Annotated in this window: 16 protein-coding genes and 1 pseudogene; 7 read left to right on the plus strand and 10 right to left on the minus strand. The window is 62.2% G+C overall.

Annotation, left to right across the window (positions count from 1 at the left end):
- Positions 1 to 9: 9 nt before the first annotated feature.
- Positions 10 to 2,730: a DEAD/DEAH box helicase gene (locus tag VNH11_30205; protein ID HVA50658.1), complete on the plus strand. Its 2,721-nt coding sequence runs from the start codon at positions 10 to 12 to the stop codon at positions 2,728 to 2,730.
- Between the two features lie 282 nt (positions 2,731 to 3,012).
- Here the strand turns inward: VNH11_30205 and VNH11_30210 are convergent, their stop codons facing one another.
- Complete coding sequence (locus VNH11_30210) at positions 3,013 to 3,300, minus strand: putative quinol monooxygenase (protein HVA50659.1); 288 nt, start codon at positions 3,298 to 3,300, stop codon at positions 3,013 to 3,015.
- Positions 3,301 to 3,333: 33 nt separating this feature from the next.
- Positions 3,334 to 3,651 (minus strand): cold shock domain-containing protein, encoded by a 318-nt coding sequence (locus VNH11_30215; protein ID HVA50660.1) that lies wholly within the window; start codon positions 3,649 to 3,651, stop codon positions 3,334 to 3,336.
- A gap of 235 nt (positions 3,652 to 3,886) precedes the next feature.
- Between VNH11_30215 and VNH11_30220 the strand changes: the two genes are divergently transcribed.
- Entirely contained in the window at positions 3,887 to 4,900 is a 1,014-nt protein-coding gene (locus tag VNH11_30220) for a cyanophycinase (protein ID HVA50661.1), read from the plus strand.
- A 169-nt stretch (positions 4,901 to 5,069) separates the two neighbouring features.
- Here the strand turns inward: VNH11_30220 and hisB are convergent, their stop codons facing one another.
- Positions 5,070 to 5,663 carry an imidazoleglycerol-phosphate dehydratase HisB gene (gene hisB, locus VNH11_30225; GenBank protein HVA50662.1) on the minus strand — a complete coding sequence of 198 codons (594 nt, stop codon included), beginning with the start codon at positions 5,661 to 5,663 and terminating at the stop codon, positions 5,070 to 5,072.
- 174 nt (positions 5,664 to 5,837) lie between these two features.
- Between hisB and VNH11_30230 the strand changes: the two genes are divergently transcribed.
- Positions 5,838 to 6,575, plus strand: a complete 738-nt coding sequence (locus VNH11_30230; protein HVA50663.1) for a DUF4058 family protein — start codon at positions 5,838 to 5,840, stop codon at positions 6,573 to 6,575.
- A gap of 106 nt (positions 6,576 to 6,681) precedes the next feature.
- A complete protein-coding gene (locus tag VNH11_30235; protein ID HVA50664.1) occupies positions 6,682 to 7,020 on the plus strand; it encodes a hypothetical protein in 339 nt (112 codons plus the stop codon).
- Here VNH11_30235 and VNH11_30240 read toward each other — a convergent pair whose 3' ends face one another.
- Positions 7,021 to 8,202: a 1-acyl-sn-glycerol-3-phosphate acyltransferase gene (locus VNH11_30240; protein HVA50665.1), complete on the minus strand. Its 1,182-nt coding sequence runs from the start codon at positions 8,200 to 8,202 to the stop codon at positions 7,021 to 7,023.
- A 116-nt stretch (positions 8,203 to 8,318) separates the two neighbouring features.
- Here VNH11_30240 and VNH11_30245 point away from each other — a divergent pair, with 116 nt between their 5' ends.
- Complete coding sequence (locus VNH11_30245; GenBank protein ID HVA50666.1) at positions 8,319 to 9,272, plus strand: sugar kinase; 954 nt, start codon at positions 8,319 to 8,321, stop codon at positions 9,270 to 9,272.
- A 146-nt stretch (positions 9,273 to 9,418) separates the two neighbouring features.
- Complete coding sequence (locus tag VNH11_30250) at positions 9,419 to 9,886, plus strand: host attachment protein (protein HVA50667.1); 468 nt, start codon at positions 9,419 to 9,421, stop codon at positions 9,884 to 9,886.
- Here the strand turns inward: VNH11_30250 and VNH11_30255 are convergent.
- The 3 genes from VNH11_30255 to VNH11_30265 all read right to left on the minus strand — a co-directional run bounded on the left by VNH11_30255 (position 9,879) and on the right by VNH11_30265 (position 11,019).
- Positions 9,879 to 10,163: a DUF4242 domain-containing protein gene (locus VNH11_30255; protein HVA50668.1), complete on the minus strand. Its 285-nt coding sequence runs from the start codon at positions 10,161 to 10,163 to the stop codon at positions 9,879 to 9,881. The two genes, VNH11_30250 and VNH11_30255, sit on opposite strands and share 8 nt — an antisense overlap.
- A 158-nt stretch (positions 10,164 to 10,321) precedes the next feature.
- Positions 10,322 to 10,606, minus strand: coding sequence for a hypothetical protein (locus VNH11_30260; protein HVA50669.1), 285 nt, complete (start codon positions 10,604 to 10,606; stop codon positions 10,322 to 10,324).
- 176 nt (positions 10,607 to 10,782) lie between these two features.
- Positions 10,783 to 11,019: a hypothetical protein gene (locus VNH11_30265; GenBank protein ID HVA50670.1), complete on the minus strand. Its 237-nt coding sequence runs from the start codon at positions 11,017 to 11,019 to the stop codon at positions 10,783 to 10,785.
- 59 nt (positions 11,020 to 11,078) lie between these two features.
- Here VNH11_30265 and VNH11_30270 point away from each other — a divergent pair, with 59 nt between their 5' ends.
- Positions 11,079 to 11,432: a helix-turn-helix transcriptional regulator gene (locus VNH11_30270; GenBank protein HVA50671.1), complete on the plus strand. Its 354-nt coding sequence runs from the start codon at positions 11,079 to 11,081 to the stop codon at positions 11,430 to 11,432.
- 194 nt (positions 11,433 to 11,626) lie between these two features.
- Here the strand turns inward: VNH11_30270 and VNH11_30275 are convergent, their stop codons facing one another.
- The 3 genes and pseudogenes from VNH11_30275 to VNH11_30285 all read right to left on the minus strand — a co-directional run bounded on the left by VNH11_30275 (position 11,627) and on the right by VNH11_30285 (position 16,575).
- Entirely contained in the window at positions 11,627 to 13,075 is a 1,449-nt protein-coding gene (locus VNH11_30275; GenBank protein ID HVA50672.1) for a hypothetical protein, read from the minus strand.
- A gap of 255 nt (positions 13,076 to 13,330) precedes the next feature.
- Positions 13,331 to 15,214, minus strand: a complete 1,884-nt coding sequence (locus VNH11_30280; GenBank protein ID HVA50673.1) for a tetratricopeptide repeat protein — start codon at positions 15,212 to 15,214, stop codon at positions 13,331 to 13,333.
- Positions 15,215 to 16,428: 1,214 nt separating this feature from the next.
- A pseudogene (locus VNH11_30285) lies at positions 16,429 to 16,575 on the minus strand (PIN domain-containing protein).
- Positions 16,576 to 16,704 lie beyond the last annotated feature (129 nt).

Here is a 16,704-nt window from a genome sequence, read left to right on the forward strand (position 1 = left end):
AGATCCGTCATGACGACGTTGGTCACGAAGACCCTGCCCAGCAGGCGACTCACCTTGCGAGACAAGCTCTCGCGCCTCACGTTTCTCGAAGCCGCCAAGCTGCTCGGCCCGGAAGGCAAACGGCTCATTCAAACGAGCGGCAATCTTTGGTCGATCAAGATCGACCAGCACGTCCATCTGGGCGACGACCTGTTTCGCCTGCGAATTCCCGGCGAAAGCGTCAACGGCCAGCCGGTGATCGTGACCATCACGCTGATGGCCGAGGCCCGCGACCGGCTTCACTGGAATTGCACCGCGTGCGACGGGGCCTGCAAGCACGTGGGCGCCGCCTTCTCGCTCATTCTCGAAGACAAGACGCCGCTGGGCCTGGCCGCCGTGCCGCCCAAGCGCGTGGCCGTGGCCAGCCTGAGTGAAGAGGAGCTGATCGCCAAGGCCCTGGCCGAGCGGCTGGAGCGGGCCAAGGCCGAAAAGATGAAGCTGGAAGCGGCCGATCCCGCGCGGCCCTGGACCGACTACACCGTCACCAATCGCCTGACCGGCAAGAGCTACCGCGTCGCCCTGCGCGGCCTGGAGCCGGGCGATTCGTTCTGCTCGTGCCCCGATTTCCGCACCAACACGCTGGGCACCTGCAAGCACGTGCTGCACGTGATTCACAAGATCAAGCGGAAGTTCAACGCGGCCGAGCTGCGGCGGACCTATCGACGCAAGCACATCGGCCTGCACTTGCGGTACGAGCGCGACGTGACGCTGCGATGGCTGCTGCCGGACAAAATGGACGAGGCGGCCGCGAAGATCGTCGGTCCCTTGCGAGATCGGCCCATCGAAGACCTGCACGACCTCATCGACCGGTTGGCGAAGCTCGAAAAGCTGGGCCACGAGGTGATGGTCTATCCCGATGCCGACGAGTTCATCCAGCAGCGGCTGGTGCAAGACCGCTTGCGGGAGCGCATGGCCGCCATCCGCCGCGACCCGGCCAATCACCCGCTGCGCACCTCGCTGCTCAAGGCGCCGTTGTTGCCGTACCAGTTGGACGGCGCGGCCTTCGCGGCCGGCGCGGGCCGGGCCATTCTGGCCGACGACATGGGACTGGGCAAGACGATTCAGGGCGTCGGCGCGGCCGAGCTGCTGGCCCGCGAGGCCGATATCAAGAAGGTGCTGGTGGTTTGCCCGGCGTCGCTCAAGTCGCAATGGCGCAGCGAGATTCACCGCTTCTGCCAGCGAGACGTGCAACTCATCGGCGGCGCCGCCCGCGACCGCTGGAACCAATACTCCAACGAATGCTTCTTCACCATTTGCAACTACGAGCAGGTGCTGCGCGACATTTTGTCGGTCGAGCGCGTCAAGTGGGATTTGATCATTCTCGACGAAGGACAGCGGATCAAGAACTGGGAGGCCAAGACCAGCAACGTCGTCAAGAGCCTCAAATCGCGGTTCGCCCTGGTGCTGTCGGGCACGCCGCTGGAGAACCGGCTCGACGACCTTTATTCGGTGGTGCAGTTCATCGACGCCCGGCGGCTGGGGCCGGGCTTCCGCTTCTTCAATAAGCACCGCGTGATCGACGAGAAGGGGAAGGTGCTGGGCTACAAGGACCTGGCCGACCTGCGCCAGGCGCTCAAGCCGGTGCTGCTGCGCCGCACGCGCGACAGCGTGCGTCTGGATCTGCCGCCGCGGACGAGCGAGATCATCCGCATTCCGCCCACCGACGAACAGGTCGCGTTGCATGCGGGGCACATGCACACCGTGGCCACGATCGTGGGCAAAAAGTTCATCAGCGAAATGGATTTGCTGCGGCTGCAAAAAGCACTCTTGATGTGCCGCATGTCGGCCGACAGCACCTATCTATGCGACAAACAAAAGCCCGGCTGGTCGAGCAAGCTGGAATACCTCGACGAACTTTTCGAGCGACTGTTCGAGGAGCAGGGGCGCAAGGTCGTGCTCTTTTCGGAGTGGACGACGATGCTCGATCTGATCGAGCCGCTGTTGAAGAAGCGTCAGCTCAACTTCGTGCGTCTCGACGGCAGCGTGCCGCAGCGGCAGCGGCAAGACCTGGTTCAAAAGTTCCAGACCGATCCGGAGTGCAAGCTGTTTATCACGACCAACGCCGGCTCGGTGGGCCTCAACCTGCAAGCGGCCAATACGGTGATCAACGTCGATCTGCCGTGGAATCCGGCCGTGCTCGAACAGCGCATCGCACGGGCACACCGCATGGGCCAGACGCAAAGCGTGCAGGTCTACGTCTTGGTCACTGAGGAAACCATCGAAGACAACCTGCTGGCCACGATCGCCGCGAAAAAGGATCTGGCCTTGGCGGCGCTCGATTTCGAGTCGGAGGTGGACCGCGTCGACTTGTCCACCGGCATGGAGGAGTTGAAGAGCCGGCTGGAGATTTTGCTGGGCGCCAAGCCCGAAGCGCCGGTCGACGAGACGGTCAAGCAGGCGGCCACGGAGGAAACGCGCCGGCTGACGGAAGGCCATCGCGAGCGCGTGGCTGCGGCGGGCGGCGAGTTGCTGGGCGCGGCGTTCAAGTTCTTGGGCGAGTTGGTTTCTCAGCAAGAGGTGGCGCCGCCGCCGCCCGAGTCGTTGGTCGCCAACCTTCGCGCCGGGCTAGGCGCCTGCGTCGAGGAAGACAGCGACGGCAAGCCGCGGCTGACCGTGACCTTGCCCGACCGCGGCGCGCTGGAGAGCCTGGCGCAGGCGCTGGCCAAACTACTGGCAACGGGCGGCGGGTAGCATGTCGTCCATCGACGCGGGTGCTTGCGTCGGAACGGCGTCTGACCATCAGTGCGGCCGTCTGCTCTAATCAGGTGTCCTTGTAAGGATCGCTCATTTCGGCGTTTTATGCCCGGCCTTTATGAACAGGAACTGCCCCTCGGCACCCGGAAGAAGAGATGGCCAGTGAAATCACCAACGCCAACAGAGCAAAGCTTGTCACGCCGGACAGTTGGAATCAGCGTGGATGACACCACACGTCAGGTGACTCTAACTCAACATCGCGAGCGCATCCACAGCCTGTTACTCGACCAACTCGCAAACGTGGGGCTCGCGATCGACGTAAGGCAAGACTTGCGGGACGTAGATCTCGGTAACTGCTTTGTTCAGGCGATGCGTCTCCCAGGCGGCCTTCGACTCCCACCATTCGACGAGCAGAAAGCGGCGCTCGTCGGCCTGCGACTGGTAGACTTCGAACCGTTCGCAGCCCGGCTCCTGCCGGGAGAGCTGACAAGCCTTGGCCAGCCGCTCGCGAACGGCGGCGATGTTGGCGGGGTCTTTCACCGTCAGCCAGACGTTCAGGTAATACATTCGACGAAAACTCCGTGATGAGCCGGGAATGGTTCAATCGGCTTTGTTGCGCCAGGTGGGCTTCTTGGCGCGCGAGGCCGGGTGCCGCCGCAACATGCGAAACTCGCTCGGCTGTGGGGCGATGGCCGGCGGCGCCGCCTGCATGGGCCGCACCCGACTGGCGCGCGGGCCGCGGTCGGCCGCGTCCGTTTGGTCCAGATCGTATTCGACGCGCTGCCCCGGCACGAGCGTGGCGAATTGGTCGCCCGCCACCGTCGAGCCGTGAAAGAAAACATCGGGCCCGCCGAGCGTCGGTTCGACGAATCCGCAATACTTACCGGGAAGTAATCTTTTGATCGTGCCTGTGGCCATTTTGATGCAAGTCAGGTGCTGGTGAATGGTTATTGTCGCTGGTTTCCGGCCGTTCGCCAAGTGCCTTGCCCGCCCAGCGTAGCGGGTCTGACGTAAAAAAGGTTGGCCGAGACGGGGCCGTTGTATACGATGAGAACGCACGGAACGCATCAAGTGGGGTTGATACATCCGTTGAATTCCGCAACAACCTATGGCAGTCATGCGACCGGCCACCAGACCATCATGGAGGAAAGGTATGGACGTCCCAAACAACTCGGAGACTTTGGTCTCACACCGCGGCGGCCGCGGCAGGTCGGCCGGCAGGCACTGGGCAACGGCCCTTGTCCTGGCGGCGGCGGTCTTGGGTGCCCGCAATGCTCCGGCCGATGAGAAGGCGGCGCCCGACAAACCGGTGGAAAAGCTCAATGGCAAGCTGGTGATCTGCGGCGGAGGAGTGTTGCCGGCGCAGCTTCGCAACCGCTTTCTCGAGCTGGCCGGTGGGGCCGCGGCGCGTGTCGTGGTTGTCACCACGGCCAGCGTTTATGCGGACACCGACAAGATGGCGGCCAAGCTCGCCTTTTGGCACGAGCAGAAGTTGGCCTCGCTGACGGTCCTGCACACGCGCTCGCGTCAAACCGCCGACGACCCGACTTTCGCCCAGCCGTTGCGCGAGGCGACGGGCGTTTGGTTCGTCGGCGGCAATCAGAATTGGCTCACCGAGACCTACTTGGGCACGCTCACTGAACAGGAAATCCGCGGCGTCTTGTGCCGTTCGGGCGTCGTCGGCGGCACTTCAGCCGGCGCGGCCATCATGTCGCCGATCATGATCCGACGCGACAGACCCCAGCTCGAGGTCGGGCCGGGATTCGGCTTCCTGCCCGGCACGGTCGTCGATCAGCACTTCCTGAAGCGAAACCGTCAGGGCCGGCTGCTGAAGGTGCTCGATTTGTACCGCGACCTCGTCGGCTTGGGCATCGACGAAGGCACGGGCGTGGTCGTGGAAGGGAAGCACATCAGCGTGGTCGGCGACTCGCAAGTGGTCGTCTGCTCTCCTGCCACGTCGGACGGACCGGAGTCGGTGCAATCGCTCGATCCCGGCGCCGAGGCCGATTTGGACGAGCTTCGCACGCTGGTGGCGCAGGTGCTGACCAAGCCGCAAATCGCCACCTCGTCAACCGTGAGCGTTTCGGCCCCTATCGCAAAGGAGCCGACGCCCAAAGCCGTTGATCCGCCGGAGCCGGCTGAGCCGGCGGCACGCGCGGCGCAGTGAAAGAGAAATGGAGGGACAGAGAGAGGGAGAGACGGAGCGAGAGAGAGACGGAGAGACAGGGAGAGGGGGAGAAAACAGGGAGCGACCGAAACGGCGATTCTACGTTGTGTCGCTCTTTCCCTCCCTCGCTCCGTCTCTCCGTCCTTCACTTGCTCCGTCCCTCCCTCGCTTAGACGTCCAGCGTTCCCTTGGTGCTGGGAACGCCTTCCAGCCGCGGATCGTTTTCGACGGCCATCCGTAAGGCACGGGCGGCGGCCTTGAAAAGGGCTTCGCTGATGTGGTGGCTGTTGCGGCCGTAATGCACGAGCACGTGCAAATTGCACAGTGCGTTGGCGGCCAGGGCCTGCCAAAAATCTTCGACCAGCTCGCTGTCGAATTCGCCGATCTTGGCCGAGGGAAACTGGGCCTGGAAAACCAGAAAATAGCGGCCGCTCAGATCGACGGCGACCGTGGCCAGAGTCTCTTCCATCGGCAGTGTGAAGTGCCCGTAGCGGCGAATGCCCGATTTGTCGCCCAGGGCCTGGCGCAGCGCCCGGCCGAGGCAGATGCCGACGTCTTCGACGGTGTGGTGCTGATCGACGTGCAAATCGCCCTGGGCTTCGACGGTCAGGTCGAACGCCGCGTGTTTCGCCAGCAGCGTGAGCATGTGGTCGAAGAAGCCGATGCCGGTCGCCACGGCCGCGCTGCCCGCACCGTCGACGTTCAGTTCGACGCGAATCTCGGTTTCAGCCGTCTTGCGTTCAATGCGTGCGGAGCGGGCCATGCGGTTTAAGTCCCTGGAATGCGCGGTAAGGTGGGGCTAGTGAGCTTGCGAGCGCCGGACCACCAATGCAAGTTTAAGCCACGGACGGTCAGGAACCAAATGCCCCATGCCGCAAAGGCATCACCTGACGTATAATAAGGCCATATACCAGAGCGGCGCATTGAGACAAACACGATGCCGGTTCACGACTGGACCCGCGTGAAAGCGGGCATATTCCACGATTTCCATAACGCGTGGATCACGCACCTCAAAGAAACCCTCAACGGCGGTTTGCTGCCGAAGGGTTACTACGCCTTGGGCGAACAGCACGCCGGCCGCCTGATCGCCGATATCCTCACCCTGCACGACGGAGAGCCGCGGACGACGCCGCCCGACAAGGGCGGCGTGGCCGTGGCCGATGCACCGCCGCAAGTCGGCCGCAAAATGGTGGCCAGCGAAAACGCGGCATATCGCGCCCTGCGGCGGACGCTCGCTATCCGCCACACCAGCGGCCATCGGCTCGTGGCGCTCGTAGAAATCGTGTCACCCGCCAACAAAGATCGCCGCCAAAGCGTGCAGGACTTCGTCGAAAAGGCAATCGGCGCGCTTCGCGCCGGGTGCCATCTGACCGTCGTCGATATGTTTCCACCGGGCATTGATGATCCCCAGGGCATGCATGGCCTGATTTGGGAGTACTTCGACCCGGAAGACTACCTGATGCCCGCCGCGAAGCCCTTGACCCTGGCTTCGTACTGTGCCGGCGACGTGCCCGAGGCCTATGTGGCTCATATCGCCCTGGGCGACAAGATCCCTGAGATGCCCTTGTTCTTGCATGACGGCCACTATGTCAACCTGCCGCTGGCCGCCACTTACGATGCGGCCTGGCGCGGCGTTCCGCAATACTGGCAGCAGGTGCTGGAAGCCATCCTATGACCACCATCCACACCGACGCCCACGCGTGTCTCAAGATTCGCTCGTGTGCGGCCGATAAGAGCATTGAATACGGTTGGCCTCACTCATTGTGCCGAGACGTTATCTAATGCGGCTGGCGATTCTGATTGCGGTCTTCGTGTGTGCGGCAGCCCGCTCCGATTTGGCGCTGGCGAGCGGCCCGGCTGCCAGCCTGGCTCGCTTCTCCGTCATCTATCCCGAGGCCGAACTGAAGGACGACGACGATGATTTGCAGCCCAACGCCGTCTGGCTGCGTCCTGCCGTAAAGAATACCGGCGATGCGGAGGCGATGGCCGCTGGCAAGCTGCGCAAAACCGTCGGCCGCAAGGGCAAACAGCCGCCGCCGACTGTGGCTCCCTTGCGCCGCCAGCGCCCCAAGAGCGAGGTCGATCCCCCCAAGACCCGACGTCGCTCGCTCGGTTGGTAGTCATTTCAATAGCCCGTTCAGCCGGGCGGCGATGGTCTCCAGCAGCTCGTCGTTCGTCGATTGACGATCTCGCCGGGTAGCGACGGGAATCGCTTCGCCCACTTCGATCACGGCCGACAAAGGCCGGTGAATTCGCGCACGGTCGGTCACGTCTTCCTCCAGCCGCTCCACCGTCTCCAAAATCCGTTCGGGCGTGGGATCGTCGCGAAGATAGTCGGGCGGATACCACGAAAGCTGCTGCGCCAAATAGCAATGGGCAAGCTGCTGCCAGCGATGCCGCTTGTCGATCTCCTTCAACTTGCCGGCGATCAAGGTGGGCACGATGGCCGCCCGCAAACGCTTGACGCGCACCAGCGTGCTCGTCGCCCCGTCGCCCGTGAGCCATTGGCGCTCGAGCGGAACCAGCAAATGGTCGATCAGCCCGTTCAGCCGTTCGTGGAGCTCGCCCGTTTGCGGCCGGCCGAGATGCTCCAACTCCTTCAAGGTGAGAAGCGCCTGCCCGACCTTGGCGATCCGCTCGGTGAGCGGCATCTGCGTCGCGGCATGCCAGGTGAGCCTGGTCTCGATCTCCGCCACCACGGGCTCGACGGCCGCGCGGAGATCGCCGAGAAAGTGGTATCGCACAGCGACCGGATGCACCACGACTTCTCCCAGCCCCGCCTTCTGCCGCCGCTTGGCGGCCGAGCGCGCGATGAGCGCCGTTCCTTCCAGCAACGGATTCAAGCGGTCGTTGGTCCGCGAGACGGCCCCTTCGGGAAAGATCAACAGCGGCCGCTCCGCGGAGACAAGAATGTCGATGGCGGTGTTGATGGCCGTCCGATCGACGCCTTCGCGAAACACGCTGAAGCCGCCGAGCTTGTGCATCAGCCAGGCCTGCCAGCCTCCGTTCATGAACAGGTGCCAGCTCGCCATGCTGAAAAACGGCTTCCACACCCGCCGCGACAGCTCGCCCACCACCAGCGGGTCGCAAGGCCGCGGATGGTTCGCCGCCAGCAGAACGCCGTGGTTGCCCGCCAGCGACCGCCGGAGGTGTTCCACGCCGCGCAGCTCCGTGCGTTCGATGCCCCAGTAGCGCCGCAAATACCAAGGCAGCCCCCTTTCGACCAACCGCCACCAAAAGCGGCTGTGGTAGGGCGGCACAAACCGGTAAGGCTGCTCGCTCACGACTTCTTGCACCGGCACCGCCTCCCCCCTGATTTTGGATTTTGGATTGTGGTTTGTGGATTGACGATGCCAGTGTACTCAATCCACAATCCAAAATCGAAAATCCAAAATCCAAAATCGTAGCGGGGTGATTTGTGTCTCTCGATTGTCTGTCCGTCGGCGTGTTGGTGGCCGACCACTTGTGCGCGCCGATCTCACATTGTCCGAAGCCGGGAGAGCTGGTGCTGGCGGATTGCCTGTCGTTGAACATCGGCGGCTGTGCCTCGAACGCGGCCATCGACCTGGCGCGGGTCGGCGTGCGGGTCGGCGTGGTGGGCTGCGTGGGCGACGATCCCTTTGGGCGGTTCGTGATCGAGACGCTGCGGCAGGCCGGCGTCGATACGCAGTCGATCCGCTCGCTGGCCGACGTGGGCACGTCGGGGACCTTGATCGTCAATGTTCAAGGCGAAGACCGCCGCTTCATCCACACCATCGGGGCCAATGGCCGGATCGCCGTGAGCGATATTCCGCTCGACCGCGTGCGCCAGGCGCGGGTGCTGTACGTGGGGGGCTACCTGCTGATGCCCGCCCTGGAAGCCCGGCCGCTGGCCGAATTGTTTCGCCAGGCGCGGGCCGCCGGCGTCACCACGCTGCTCGACGTGGTCGTGCCGGGAGCCGGTGAATACTGGCCGCTGCTCGAACCGCTGTTGCCCGAAACGGACGTCTTTTTGCCCAACAACGACGAGGGCGAGATCCTGACCGGGCTGACCGATCCGCATGGGCAAGCCGAGCGATTTCGCTCGGCCGGCGCGCGGACGGTGGTCATCACATGCGGCGGACGCGGCACGGTGCTGGCCGGCGAGGCGTTGCGGCTTGAGGCCGGCAGCTACCCGGTGGAATACGTGGGGGCCACGGGGGCGGGCGACGCCTTTGATGCCGGTTACATCGCCGGCCTGCTCGAAGGGGGCGGCCCGCGGCGGTGCTTGGAGTGGGGAAGCGCGCTGGGTGCAAGCTGTGTGCGTTCGATCGGCGCCACCGAGAGCGTTTTCGATCGCGAACAGGCCGAGGCGTTCATGCGTCAACACCGGCTGGCAATAAAAGAATGGTGAGGCATCCCGTTTGCATGGTGAGGCGTCAGGCGTCAGGCGTCAGGCAAAGGCCAATTCAACTATTCCTGAACCCTGAACCCTGACGGTGGGCCGGCGCTCGTAAGCTCGCTGGTCCTACCCTACGATCAACCGGTAAGGAGGAACGAATGGACACTTGGATCTTGGTTGCCGATTCGAGCCGAGCGCGAATCTTTGCGTCGCCGAAAAAAGGGAAACCGTGGGAGTTGATCGAAGAGCTGGGCCATCCGGAAAGCCGGATGAAAAACCGCGAGATCAACATGAAGGAGCAGGGACGAACGCGGCAGATTTTCGGTGCCGGGCATCGGCCGCGGATGGAGCCCGACACGGAGCCGAAGGAGGTCGAAGCGGAGCATTTCGCCCACGAATTGGTCGACAAGCTCAGCGACGGTCTTAACCAGAATGCCTACGCAGCGCTGGCCTTGGTGGCGCCGCCGCATTTCCTGGGTCACCTGCGTAAGCTCCTGAGCGACCAGGCGAGCAAATGCCTGGTGGCGACGGTCGACAAAGACTACACCGGTTCCGACGTGCGCGAACTGATGGAACGGCTCGACGACGTGGTCCGCGGCGAAACGATGAGGGCTGGAGCTACATAGTCGTCGTTTCGGCCGTGGCCGGATCGATCGTCGCCTTCACTTCCGAGATCTTGTCGACCGGAAAGCCGCCCTGCCGGGCGTGTTCGCGAACCAGTTCTTCGCGGGGTGCGATGTAGACGCAGTAGACCTTGTCGGGCGTGACGTAGCTCTCGACCCACTGAATCGCCGGGCCAAGCTTGTTCAGCACGCCGCAAGAGGTCTGCGAAATGCCGCGCAGCTCAGCGGGCGTTAGATTGCCGACCCCCGGTATGTCGCGTTCAATGATGTACTTGGGCATGACCTCGCCTCGATGTTGCCCTCTGGGGATGTGCTCGCATTGTAGGGTGGGGCCGGCGAGTTTGCGAGCGCCGGCCCACCATTGGCGACGTCGGTTACGGTGGGCCGGCGCTCGCAAGCTCGCTGGTCCCACCCTACCCAGCCACCAATGCCGCATTCTTACGCGTGCGGTAGTTCAGCGCCGCATCGCCTATCGCCCACGGCCAGATAGACGTTATAGCTCTGCCCCTCGTCGTCGCGGATTTGCGACAAGAACGGCACGTCGGGCACGCGCGACTTGAAAGCCTGCTTTTCTTCGTCGGGCGAATAGACCCAGTAGAGGCCGCCCGGCAGAAGCTGAAAGGCGATGCCTTCGCCGGCCGCGTCGGCCGGAACATCGAGTTCTTCCGGGCCGATGCCGAGCCGGCCGGCCAACGCCGCTCGCCGCTTGTCGATGCTATTCATGGCTCTTTGTTCCTGCGATCTTTACCTGCTTTGCCCCGCTTAAGTATGGCACGCATTTGGCGATTGAACTCTATCAGTTGTCCTATGATGAATGCGACGGCTGGGCGGGTAAAAACTTGGCTTTGCAGCCGGAGGATGGCCCTGCTTGGCCGTCTTGGAGCGATTCCGGGGTCCCGTCATTTGCCGGCGGCGGGCAGCCACCGCTTCAACGTCTTGATGGACCGCCGAACGCTTCGCTCGACCGAGTCGCGCGACCAACCCGGCCGGCGCGCGATCTCCGCCAGCAGCATGCCGTCGAATAAACGCCATTGGACGATGTTCCGCTCGCCCCAATTGCCGTCCCGCGAAAGATCAAGACACGTGCCACCCAAACCTTCGCCCGAAAGGCGGACCGCCGAGAACCGCGCCAGCACGTTTGTTCGGTCGGCCGAGAATTCGACGATGTGCGGCTGGCGGTGATAACGGTACCAGCATGCCCAAGAAAAAACCCGCCCGACAGAACGCGTTTGCCGGCCGCTGGCACATGATCGATCAACGACAACTCGGCGAGGCGCTAAGGTCGATACGCAAGCTGCGGGGCATGACGCAAGCGGAGCTGGCCAATGCGGTCGGCGTGGCTTCAAACACGATGGCAATTCTGGAGCGAGGCGAGCGGGCCTTTTCGCTCAAGTTGCTGAACGCCCTGGGCAAAGCACTCGACGTGCCAACGGCTTGCCTGGCGATCATGGGCTCGCCGAGCACCGGAACAAGGAATCCTGCGGCGTCGCAGGCGCTGGCGAAACTGCAGTCGTTGATTTCCGCCACCATCCACTCAGAACGGTTTTAAAATCGTTCTGACCCTTTTTCTGACCAATCACCGCTCGGCGGGCACAAGGCCCGGACGGGGCGAGCGTGCGGGACTGGCGGCGGCGGTCTTGCTTGCCGAACATGTGCTAAATCAACCGGGCGCTCTCGACGCAGTTGGCACATAATCTGAGCGAAGGCTGCGCGGAACGGTGCGGCGCCTCATTGGCCAAAGCGTCACCTGCGGCGGCCAATGGCGTCGCTCAACTCCAAAAGCAGACGAACGCCTAGGAAGAAATACAGGGCCTCGGCCAAACTACATTTGAAACGCTCAACATCGTGCTGCGACGGAATCCGGTAGGATTTGTATAGGTTCATGGCAATACTCGCGAAACGACGTTCAAGTTCATCGCCGTGCATCACTCGTTCTTGTAGCACTGTGCTTACTTTGGGCTCCGGTTGGGTGTTGGTGAACTTCTCATTCCAAACGCGGCGAGCCAAGCCCTTAATGGCCGGCCCCAGACACAGAACAACCTGTTCGGGAAACGCTGAGGCATCGCCTTTTTCAAGCATCGTTTGAACCTGGAGGAGCGTTCCGCGAATCTTGTCCGGCGACGACTCCTCCGTCAGGCGCACAAGGCGTAGCATTTGCTGCGCCGCCAAGCGCGGCGCTGCCGCCCCGCGTGCGTCAGGATCGCCCTGCGCTGAGTGAAGAATCTCGCCGAAGGCGAGCCACACCGCATCTCTAATTACTGATACGTTGCGGATTTCGTCGGCTACGTCGTCCTGCCATTCACCGTACAAGTCGTCCCGAAATCCACCCCACTTGTCAGGGGCTAGCGCCTGAATTTGGTACGGCAAACACGTTTCGGCCAAATGCCGAAGGCAAGTTGCCGCGTTTCCATCGGGGGCTAGAAGCGCGGATTCTGCCAGAATCGGCAATCGTTTACGGATCGTTGCGCGCCAGCCGGCGCGCGCCTTCTCAAACCGCTCAATATCCTTGTTGCCAGAAATGTAGAGAAGGTAGAACAGCTCTTGCTGCCAGTCTTCGCATGCGGCAAGAATGCTCCCAATTGCGCGCCCCGCGTCAAAGGCTGCCGCGTCGTCGCCAGAGGCCAAGCCGCTGATGACGGCATCGATCTTATTCCGATCATCGATGCCCCCTCTTTTAGTGTTCGGATGGTTGAAGCCTCGCTGCTGAACGAGCCCCCAAGGCGTTTCGCTTGTGGCCAGATTGAATCTTGCATCGTCCGCTGGACTTCGTTCCGCATGCGGGGCCACAAGCTCCGCGATGATGTCAAGTAGGTTTCTTGCCGAGGGGTCAATTCGCGTGGACTGAATCGCTTGTCGACTAGCCCAGGCGACGAGCGCCGAGCGGCCCGGACCTTCCTCGGAGCTTTCAACGTCCTCGCGGAGGCTTTCCGAGGCCGCCAGAAAGTACGACTCTGGGAGGCTCCGCGCGAACCCAGCCCGAAAAATCCCCGGCTCTCGCTCGACCCACGTAATGTCGGGAGGAACATCATCCACGTTCATCAAAACGGTCGACACGCGTGCAATAGGCGGATAAAACGGTGAGAGTCTCTTGTCTAGGAAGTCGAAAAAGCACGCCCGCTCGTCATCGGAGTCCAAATACTCCTGAAGCGCACAACCTAAAAGTGCCGCTTCTCGCGGAAAGATAAATGGCATGTTGCGGTCCTTTGGTACAGTCGCGGCCGTCGCTTGGCGACGCGACAACGCATTATGGTGGCATACCGGGCTGCTTCGTGCAATCGGCCGCTCGGCGGCCCCGCCAAGGCCAGTGCCGGAGTCATCTACGTCGTAGATGCCGCATAGGATGCCACCCGTCGTTGCGCGGGCCGACGCAACGGTTGTCGTGGGGGTTTGGGGCCGGTCGCCGTTATCCTTCGCCTTCGCGGACGCACACGCTGCAACGGGGGGACTTTAGCGCGGCTGCTCCGGTTCGCTTAAAAAAGCCCGCACTTTTTCGGCGTTCTCATCATCAGGGAAGCGAGAGATCGCATCCCCCCAAATCTGCAAGGCCCTTGCGCGATCGCCAACGTTCCAGTAGGCACCGCCCAGATTGAACCACGCAACCGCGTAGGTGCGATCTAGCTCGATGGCTTTCTCGTACGCCGCGATGGCGTTGCGGTGATCGCCCACATGGTCGTAGCACGTTCCGAGGTTTCCCCAGGACATCGCATCCGGTTGATGCTTTTCGGCAGCACCCTTGATGAAACCCAGCGCCTCATCGTATTGACCGAGCTGCATGAGCGTTGAGCCAAGGCAGTATCCGAAGGATGCTGGATCGTGCTGCGCTGCAAGGCGAAATGCTTCAACAGCATTTCCAAGTTTGCCTTCGTCGGAGTAGATGTGGCCTAAGCGGTCCGGTATTAGGCCGTCATCGAGAAAGCCGAGCTCGATCGCCCTCGAGAATGCAACGATGCATTGCCGTGTAAGCTGCGGGGTCGCTGCAGTAAGTCGCGATCGCCAGTAGGCATAACCTAGATTGCCCCAGACTTGGCCGTTTTCGGGGAAGCGCGACGCGAGGCGTTCCGCGAAAACCCGGGCGGCGTCGCGCCACATAGTATCGTCGCCTTGCGCAATGGCATAGACGCGCGCTGCATAGAACCACGGCCAGTCGATATTTGGCGCCAGGGAAATGGCCACTTCTACCGCTCGTATGGCGGCCGCGTGATCGCCGAGGTGCGAGAGGCACTCCGCGCGGCGGCCATGCACCCATGATTGTTGAACCGGCGGCAGCTCGACCAGGCGGATTTGCGACAACTCGTCGAGCGAATCCTGGTACGCGCCACGTTCCATCGCCATCGTCGCTAGAGAGTAACGGGCTTCAAATTGCCGCGGATCATGCGCGACCGCTTGGCGGAAGCAGTGGATGGCTTCGCCTGGATTGCCGACATCGACGAATGACGTCCCAAGATTCTTCCAGCACATGGCGAACGCGGGCTCCAGCGAAAGCGCCTGCTTGTAGCACGCAATGGCGTCTTCGTGGCGCTTTAGCACGCCGAGTGCGTTTCCCTGACAGTAGGCGAGGCTGGCCGCCGACGTATGCTTTAGTAGGCTCGGATCCTCCCAGAAGGCGATTGCACTATCGAGTCTCTCCGGGCCGATCGGCTCACCATTCATGGCGAGATTCACGTTTGCCATATGCACAAAGTTGGTGATCAACGGGATGTGGCCGAATTTCAGTTCGATTTGCGGTGCCAACTGATGTATCGCCTTGTCATGGCCGGCACCGTAGAGTTGCTCTAGTTGCTCGTACGCGGCCTTTGGATCGTCGCTCAAGAACAGATCGGGCACCAATTCGAGGGCTACCGCCGGTGGCGTGTAGCGCGGCTGCGGGGGCCCCCCATGGATTTGACGAAAGCAGCGGGTGAATTCTTGGAGCAGCGCGTTTCGGATCTGGGCCGCCAGATCGTGTGGCGTTCTGATTGAGTTACCGCGAAAAAACGTTGCCTGAACCTCGTCGATGAAATGAACCTGCTGGGACTCCCGGTTCTCTGCGTGTAGTAAAAAAGGGAAGATGGGTTTCTTCCGGGATAATGCGTGACGGTATTCAAGATGGGTTGCCGACAGGCCGCGCTCAATGACCGTGCCGTATTTCTCGCCCAACAGGAGAATAATTCCGTCCGCTTCATCGATTCGCCGGAAACACTCTGCCATACCGCCGACCGCAACCGGCGCTGGTGGCCATGCTTCAAAACGCGAGCCATCAATCTCAAGCCCCTCCAATACCCGCTCGGTTTCGTCGCGTTGATCTTTCAGCGCGGCCGGGCTGCTGATGAAGATAATGAGTTTGTGAACCATTTGATCCGTCTCCGGAGGGCAACGCAGTTGCACGAAACCAAAATTATACCGGCGCGAATTGCGTTATAGAGGAAGTGACGGGTCGGAACGGCGTCGGAACGCCTTAAATAAAACGCTCCGAACGCTATACCGAGCACGAGCTTTGGCTTTTAGCGCTCGACGATCGCCGACTAACCGTAGTCGCGCAACGGAAGGACCATCCGATCTGCCCAAGCCGAGCGGCGCGGCAATGCGCGCCCGATCAGCGTTTGAACGGTTGTCGAGCGCCTGGAGAAAGCGGATGAATAGAACATGGCTCTTGGGAGGCGCGCGGCCCGATCGCCAGAAATGCGCTTTTCCCAGCTTTTCGGTAACCATTCATCGCCACGCGGTCGAATTGGCAACGAGCCTTTCAGCGACCAGCGGCGTTGAAGCACATTCACGCGCCACTCAGACCGCACTTGGAGACGTTTCTTCTGGTCAAACAGCCCCGCCTGGAGCTACATTCAAATGTGTGCGGAACCGCGCGGTTTTGTCATTTTCGCACACCTGCGTGGCGCGCCGAATCGCATTGGCACCCGCGGAATATGAACCTAAGCCCCGAAAAACAGGCCGGCTTGGGCCGGCATAGAAGCTGCCACTATGCTCAATCTTGGGGGCAGGTAAACGGGACCGGTCCAATTTCCAAGGATCGCCAATGATTAAGACGACGGACGACGACGACAACCCGTTGCAGTGCCAACCGCTGAACGCCGCGTGAGCCTCAATGTTCTCGCTGGTGCACTCGTCAGCCGAAGGAGAGTCTGCTGGAGAAGGCCCTGAAAGCGAAAATCGGCCCGAACAAATCGGCGGCGGCCGGTGGTCGCGTGCTTCTATCCTGGCGTTGCGTCGGATCGCGGGCAGGATCAATCCCGATTCGGCAGGAATGTGGCGGCCCAGGCGAGGAGGGGAGCAAGACATCCGCCATTGCAGCGCCAACAGGTGAACTCCGGCTGAGCCGCAATGCTTTCGCTGGTGCATTCGTCAACCGAAGGCGAGTTCGTTGAAGCGAAGGCCCTGAAGGCGCAAATCCGCGCGAACGGCTCGCGCGCGCCGCCATGCTCGATAAACGCCCCACCGCCCCACCGCACAGCGGCGCCATCACCCCAAACAGCTTACCGTGTCGGCAGAAAACCACGGCTCGGTACGCGTGCCGGCGGTGCCGTAGCGGCCGTTGCTCCGGCCCCACTGTGAGGTCATGCCAAAGTCCAGTCCTCGACCTGAAGTCCGGTCACTCTGGAGAATTCGTTCGTGTTGTGGGTCGCCACAGTCACGCCATGCTGCAGCGCAATGGCTGCGATCATGGTGTCGTTCGTGTCGAGCGGATAGAGGCTCAAAGTTCCTCGCGCTTTTCGAAGTCGCCCTCGTAGCCGGCCTCAAAGTCGCCCTCCCATGCTCCCACGACCCGGTCCAGGAAGTCCTGCGGCCAAGCGTCCGCGGTCGCGATTTCGGCAGGCGCTTTCTCGGGTTCG

Source organism: Pirellulales bacterium (assembly GCA_035533075.1).
Classification (GTDB): Bacteria; Planctomycetota; Planctomycetia; order Pirellulales; family JAICIG01; genus DASSFG01.